A 6,155-nucleotide genomic window follows, 5' to 3' on the forward strand; every position below is an offset into this window, starting at 1 on the left:
GCCACGCGGACGACGTCGTCGCGGAACTCTTTCGGATAGGGCTTGGGCACGGGGTCCATCCTTCCAGCAGTGCCTCACGGCACCACAGTTCAGATGTCACCTATCCGTGCAGCAGTCCCGCCCGTCCGCTGCTGTGGCAGCCAGCAGTACGGGGAGCCGGCTGGGGGGTTTACGGGCCTGCCGGGGGTGTGCGCAGGTCCTGGAGTTCGGCGCGCAGTTCGGCAACTCGTTCGCGGGCGGCTTCGGCTTGCGCGTGTGCGGCGGCGGCGTCGGCGCGGGCGGTGGAGGCGCGGTCGCGTTCGGCTGCCGCCGCGGTGCGGGCGGCGGTGAGTTCGGCGTCGAGCCGGCGGGTGTGGTCGGCTGCGGTGGCCGCCGCGGCGTCTTTTTCGGCGATCGCTCGGGTCAGCTGCTCGCGGTGTTCGTCGAGCTGCCCGGTGAGCAGCTCGATCCGGTGCTCGAGGCCGGCGATCTGCTCGCGGTGGGTCGCGGCGGCCTGATCGAGCTGCTGCTGCCAGCGGTCCTGTGCCGCGGCGTGGTCGGCCCGGGCTGCGGTGAGCTGGGCGAGGGCCTCGGTGGCGTCGGCGTCGGCGGCCGTGGCGGCGGCATCGGCGTCGGCGCGTTCGGTGCGCGCGGTGTCGAGTTCGTCCCGCAGTGCCGCGATCTCGGCTGCGGCGTCGGCCCGGACCTTGTCGGCCTCGGCGCGTACGCGCCGCAGCTGTGCATCGATCGCCGCCGGATCTGCGAGCAGATCGGTCGCGGTGGTGATCGACGACGCGATCGTCGTCAGCGTCTCGAGCGCCGCCTGGGTTTCGCGGCGCAGCAGTGGTACCGCCTCGGCGAGGGTGCCGATCGCCGAGGTCGGATCGGTCGGCAGCGCATCCTGGTGTTGCTGGGCGCGGGCCTTGTCTTTCTGGCGCTGCCGCCAGGCCCGTACCCGGTCGGCGTCGGTGGCGTATTCGCGGCGCCGTCCCCCTCTGGCTTCCTCGGCCATGACCTCGCCCTCCCGACCCGATGACGTTCCGTATCCAGCATCGTAACATCATTCGTAACGTACGTATCATGATACGTACGTTACGAATGGTAGGGATCGGCGCTATGCCATCGAGGGGCGCGGTAGCGGGGCGTGGTCCACCCCGGATCGTTCGAGGTGGCATGAGGGTGCCCGGCGGAACCCACATCCCCCCGGTTCGCGCCGGCTCGGGGAGGGAGTGACCGGGTACCGAGGCGGGCATACGGGCCGGTGCGTGGGTGCCCGGCATCGGGGGTACTTCCGCTCTCGATGTCTGTTTCCTGCGGAAACGATGTGGCAGGCCGATGCTTCCCGAAGTCCGCCTCTCGCGTCCCTCCATCGACCTGCCGCCCTGACTATAAACGCCCTAATCGAACACATGTGCGAAAATGTGTGGTGTGGTGTCCTACGAGCGCCCGCCGAAGTTCTGCCCGAACGGGCACCGGCTGGGACCGCACCGGGTGGTCGTGGGCTGGACACCGTGCACCTGCGCAACGGCCCTGCGCTCCTCGGGAGCCACCGGACATCGCACCTATCTGTGCATCGTCTGCGATGCGCAGATCCTCATTCCCCCGCACACCGGGCCACCGTTCTCCGGGGTGCAGTGGCCGCCGAGACAGACACAGGAGCAACCAAGGCCCGACTCGGAAGGTGAGCGAGCCGGCCGGATCGCAGACGGGGCGACCCGCCGGGATCCAGAAAATTAGCTTCGCTGAATTTGTGGTGTGAACTGGGAAAACGACACGCCCCTCTTCTGTCGTGTCGATCGGAGACAGCACCCTGAAGCCCGGCGATCAGGTGACGGTCAGCGCACGCGGCACGTTCGTGTTCACCGTCAACGACATCGATGAGGACACCGGCACGGCGATGATCGAGGTCAACGCCGACAGCCCGCTCACGTATCCGTGGCCGGCGCGCGTAAGCGATCTGTACCCCGTCGAGGACTGACTGGCGAGAGTCCTTCCTCCTGCCGGTCGCTCTCGCTCCACCTGTTTGGTACCGATCCGTGCTTCCGCTACGGTGACCGCTGCAATCACCCGAGTTCCCCGACAGGTGAGTGATTCCCTGACGGGTCGAAGGATGGTCCCCGGCGCCCCCGCCGGGGACCATCGCCTTTTCCGCTGATGGGCTGCGCGTGCAGCGAACGGCACCATGGCTACCCTCGGCGCGTGGAAGAAGGGACGCGAGCCATCGGCGATGCCGCCGATGCGATGACCGACGATGAGCTCGAGACCGCGATTGCGGCGCTACACGCCCGCGAGCGGGAACTCCTCGTCGCCGGCGACAGCGAAGCGGCGTTCGATCTGATGGGCACGAAGTTCGTGTTGTTGTCCACGCTGGAAGGTCGGCGAGGGTAGCCGACTGGCGCACAAGTTCTGTTTTTCCATTATTTCCGTACGGTTCGGTATTCGCACACCGGTCTGGGGAGGCAGATTCGTACAGCACTCATTGAGAGAGGTCGGGTCCGGCTTCTCGGGTCGGTCCGGTGTCAGGAGAAGCAGCGGACGTCGAGGGGTTCTCACCTCGGTTCTTGCTGTTGAGCATCTGCTCGACCGAGCGGGGATGGCCGAGGAGAGCGGTGGCGATGTCGGTGGCCACCGACGCCGGAGCATTAGAGGCAGGATCTTCCTTGGCCGAGGTCGCGGTGGGGTCGGCAAGACTGCTCAGCCAGTTCCGCGCTCGATCGAGGGAGAGGTCCTTGTTCTCGGTGTAGGTCGGTGACCACTCGATTCCGCTGTCGATGCGGGCGCGGATGTCGGCGGCTCGCACGAGTTGTTCTGCGACCAGGGCGGCGACGAATTCGTAGTCTTTCTCGCGTCCGGCGATCGTTTTCGACACGCACAGATCCACTGGGTCCAGGCACAATCCGGTTCGGCCGTAGAGGGTGGAGGTGTCGTCGTCGACGATGAAGTGGACGAGGCGGTGTTCCCAGTGTCGGGGCAGGACTACGACGTCTTTGTGGATGCCTTCGACGTAGAAGCCGAAGGACATGTGGAAAGGGGAGCCCTCGCCGAGTCGGGCATCGAGGAGCAGCAGCTTGTCTTCGACGGCAGGTGGATCGGTGATCCCACTCAGGGGCAGGATGTCGACTTCTCGAGAGAGGAAGGCGGCCGGGGGCAGGGCGGTGGTGTCGAAGCTGCCGAGGATCGATTGGGAACCGAGCACGATCACGCGGGGTTCGTCGAGGTTGGCGCACGCGGCCTTGATCGCCCGTCCGAGTTCGTCCCGGTTCACCGCTGCGCAGTAGCTTTGAGTCTGGTGCTGAATTCGGTGAGGACGCGGCGACGTTCGTCATCGCTGAGCAGAACCGACAGGGGGGACAGGTTGCGCATTTCCCGGCTGGTGTCGTCGTCCGTCTCGACGATCCGGCGGATGTCGTCGATGTCGTTGGTGCGGACGATCATGTCCCATCGGTCCAGGTAGCGCTCCATCAGTGGGCTCCGGTTCACCTGACGGCGGATCGTTTGCAGGCTGCGGCGCACCGGTTCGGTGTCGACCGACAGACCGGTGGTGATGATCTTGTCGAGCACGGCGGACTGCACGAGCTGCTGACGCACAGTCTTCGGTGTGACCACGCTCATCTGTCCACCTCCTCGGCTCGAACCATCTGCGCCCTCTGCACGGATCGCTCTCATGATAGTGCGTGTATGCAGCAGTTTCACCCTGTTGTTGCTCGCTGCAACACTTTCGGGTGGTGCTCGGTGATGCACGTTGGCCAGGGACGGTCCGCTTTCCTCTGCAGGACCCTGACCGGCAGGTGCGGGGTGTGGATGCGCCATGTCGTAGGTGCGAGTGTCGGTGGCGATGCTGCGGCACCACCATCGCCAGTTACGTATCCGTCTAAAAGTCGAGGTCGAGGGTGGGTCGGCTGCGGGGCGGGTCCACGGGTGGAGTCACGGGGTCCGGGGTGGAGGTGTTGGCGGTGAAGTCGTGAACAGAGCGTGGGTGCGCGGACATGGCGGCGGTGATAGCGCGCAGATCGACACCGTGGTCGATGGCCGGACCGGCGGGATCAGGATCGGCCGCGTCGGTGATCGCCATGTCCAGCACGTCGCGCATCAGGCCGGTGTCGCCGTTCTGCATGTACTCGAAACGTCCCCAGACGAACTGCTCACGCAGGTCCCCGACCAGGGGGTTCTGCTTCAGCTCGGTCTTGCTGACGACGTGGAAGCGATCGGTGTCGAGCCTGTAACCGGCCTCGACGGACAGTTGTCGGAAAAAGGCGAATTGAGTACGGGTGTTGCCCTCACGAAATGGATGGACGAAGTTTATCCGCAGCCACACTGTGGCCAGTTCTCCGATGAAGTCGCTGCGGGCAAGTCCGCGCAAATTGTCTTTAACAGCGATGCGGTCGAGAACGACTTTAGCGGCCTGAGGGACTTCGCGGGCCTTGAAATACTTGTGCGGAATTTCGGTGACGTGGTTTTGCCCGTTGCGGATGGCGGCGACGTCCGGCCCCCACTTGACCATCGGCCAGTCCTGCGGGGCAGTGCGTAGTTGCCCGGCCCAAGGGTAGACGTCCTGAAACAGCTGGTAGTGAGTGCGCTGGAAGTGAGCCAGGTCGTAGCGGCCCGGAAGGGGTCGTTCGGTCAGTTCCCGCATTCGCTGGTAAGACGCGATGCCTTCGGCGCGGTGCACGGTCTGGGCGTCCGGGAAGCCGTGCGGCCACCGGTCTGATTGCAGGACCAGGTTCTTCATCACGGCGCGGCTGATGTCGGGCATCTCGTCCGGGGTCCATTCGATCGTGTCGGGAATGAAGTAGTCCAGCCACTCTTGTGAATATCGCGGGGTCATTTCAGTCGATCTCGTAGCCGGCTTCGCGGGCGAGTATTTTGCTGATCTCTTCGAAGGTCTTGGTTCCCCGGATCAGATCGACCAACAGTTCCTTGTCGCCGTCGCTCATCTGGCGACCTTCGATCGCCATGATCGGTTCCATGTCGGCAATATCTGCGCGGGCTTCAGCTTCGGTGATGTGCGGGTCCACGGTGCCTTCCCTGGGGTGTGCGGTGATGGGGCAGGACCGGGATCGGTCCCGCCCCATCTGTGGTGTCGAGTGTGACGGTCGTGGTCAGACGGCGCGACCGTCGTCGTAGCCGCCCTCGTAACCGGCCTCGTACTGCCGCATCGGGTCGGTGTACTGCGGGCGCTCCGTCCCGGTGCGCGGATCGACGGGACGTAGCGGTCGAATGTCACTGGCCGCCCTCAATCCCTCTTCGAGGGTCTCGTCGAGCACATAGGTGCCCTCGGTGGCTGTCACCGCGTCGGTCGGTTCCACCACGGCATCTATCGGTTGGATAACCGCCTCGGTCGGCTCGACGACAGCATTGACTTTCTCGGAGATCTTCCCAGGAGTCACTTCGTCAACCATGCTGGCGGTCCCGGTGACCGCTGTGACGTCGAGGCTGTCACGGCGGGCGAAGCCGGCCCGGTGGATGGCTTCGCGGCCGATGTTCTGCTCGGCGGCGAACTTCTCGACCGCCCGTGCAGCGATACCGAATGCTTCGCTGCGGGTGTTCACGGCGTCACGTTCGACGTTGCCGCCCCCGTCCCAGACTTCGAGGTGCCATTGCCGATCGTCCCAGCGCACTCGCGCACCGGGCCGGCCGCTGCCCGAGTCGAAGCCGTACTCCCAGATCGCTTCGGTGTCGTCGAGGGCCACCCACGGATCGGCCTTGCGGTTCTGTTCGCGCATCTCGGCGCCGCCCCGCCATGCTTGCCGGGCTGCGGCCATGCGCTCGGGTACCGAGACGATGAGCTCGGCCTTGCTCATGTTCCGGTGTTCGGCCCAGGCATCGGTCGGGTTCAGATCCAGAGTCCACTGCGGGTACTGCCCGTCCGCAGCCCGGCGCTGCTGGTCTTCGCGGGCACGGCGCAGTGCTTCGGGAGAGTTCTCGCGGGCGTTGACTTCGAGCCGCAGTTCCTCGGCCCGCAGCTTCGCGGCCTCGAGTTCGGCCGTGCCGGTGAAGTCGAGTTCCGGTTCGGCCTCGGCCTCGGCGAGTCGGCGACGGTTGTGTTCGATCCGCGACTCGATGGTGGTGATGTGCCGGTCGGCGCGATCGGCGATCTTGCGGATCGTCGAAAGCATCCCCTGCGCTCCGCTGGCACGTTCGAGGACGTTGAAGAACCGATCCCGCTCGTACCAGGC

At 65.6% G+C, this 6,155-nt stretch carries 7 protein-coding genes and 1 pseudogene; 2 read left to right on the top strand and 6 right to left on the bottom strand.

The genetic code is table 11. The annotated features are described in order from the left end of the window. Nucleotides 1-169: 169 nt before the first annotated feature. On the bottom strand, nucleotides 170-991 hold the full coding sequence (locus K3M35_RS25150; protein ID WP_220667221.1) for a hypothetical protein: 822 nt from the start codon (nucleotides 989-991) through the stop codon (nucleotides 170-172). A 777-nt stretch (nucleotides 992-1,768) separates the two neighbouring features. On the opposite strand from K3M35_RS25150, the gene K3M35_RS25155 reads away from it, so the two are divergent. Continuing rightward, on the top strand, nucleotides 1,769-1,957 hold the full coding sequence (locus K3M35_RS25155; RefSeq protein ID WP_220667224.1) for a hypothetical protein: 189 nt from the start codon (nucleotides 1,769-1,771) through the stop codon (nucleotides 1,955-1,957). A gap of 221 nt (nucleotides 1,958-2,178) precedes the next feature. Then, nucleotides 2,179-2,367, top strand: coding sequence for a hypothetical protein (locus K3M35_RS25160; RefSeq protein ID WP_220667225.1), 189 nt, complete (start codon nucleotides 2,179-2,181; stop codon nucleotides 2,365-2,367). A gap of 88 nt (nucleotides 2,368-2,455) precedes the next feature. Here the strand turns inward: K3M35_RS25160 and K3M35_RS25165 are convergent, their stop codons facing one another. From K3M35_RS25165 to K3M35_RS25185, 5 genes and pseudogenes are all read right to left on the bottom strand, one after another. Next, a complete protein-coding gene (locus K3M35_RS25165) occupies nucleotides 2,456-3,244 on the bottom strand; it encodes a hypothetical protein (RefSeq protein ID WP_220667222.1) in 789 nt (262 codons plus the stop codon). Further along, on the bottom strand, nucleotides 3,241-3,591 hold the full coding sequence (locus K3M35_RS25170) for a hypothetical protein (protein WP_065996590.1): 351 nt from the start codon (nucleotides 3,589-3,591) through the stop codon (nucleotides 3,241-3,243). Before K3M35_RS25170 ends, K3M35_RS25165 begins: the two co-directional genes overlap by 4 nt. Nucleotides 3,592-3,850: 259 nt before the next feature. Continuing rightward, entirely contained in the window at nucleotides 3,851-4,804 is a 954-nt protein-coding gene (locus K3M35_RS25175) for a Fic family protein (protein ID WP_220667223.1), read from the bottom strand. Nucleotide 4,805: 1 nt separating this feature from the next. Further along, complete coding sequence (locus tag K3M35_RS25180) at nucleotides 4,806-4,994, bottom strand: hypothetical protein (protein WP_064061716.1); 189 nt, start codon at nucleotides 4,992-4,994, stop codon at nucleotides 4,806-4,808. A gap of 84 nt (nucleotides 4,995-5,078) precedes the next feature. Continuing rightward, nucleotides 5,079-6,155: pseudogene (locus tag K3M35_RS25185) on the bottom strand (helicase); the annotation flags it as partial.

Source organism: Rhodococcus sp. DMU2021, from assembly GCF_019641445.1.
GTDB classification, from domain to species: domain Bacteria; phylum Actinomycetota; class Actinomycetes; order Mycobacteriales; family Mycobacteriaceae; genus Rhodococcus; species Rhodococcus pyridinivorans.

Bases quoted from the DNA above. Each gene is read 5' to 3' on its own strand.
- K3M35_RS25150 (WP_220667221.1), bottom strand. From the start codon at position 991: ATGGCCGAGGAAGCCAGAGGGGGACGGCGCCGCGAATACGCCACCGAC.
- K3M35_RS25175 (WP_220667223.1), bottom strand. From the start codon at position 4,804: ATGACCCCGCGATATTCACAAGAGTGGCTGGACTACTTCATTCCCGAC.
- K3M35_RS25170 (WP_065996590.1), bottom strand. From the start codon at position 3,591: ATGAGCGTGGTCACACCGAAGACTGTGCGTCAGCAGCTCGTGCAGTCC.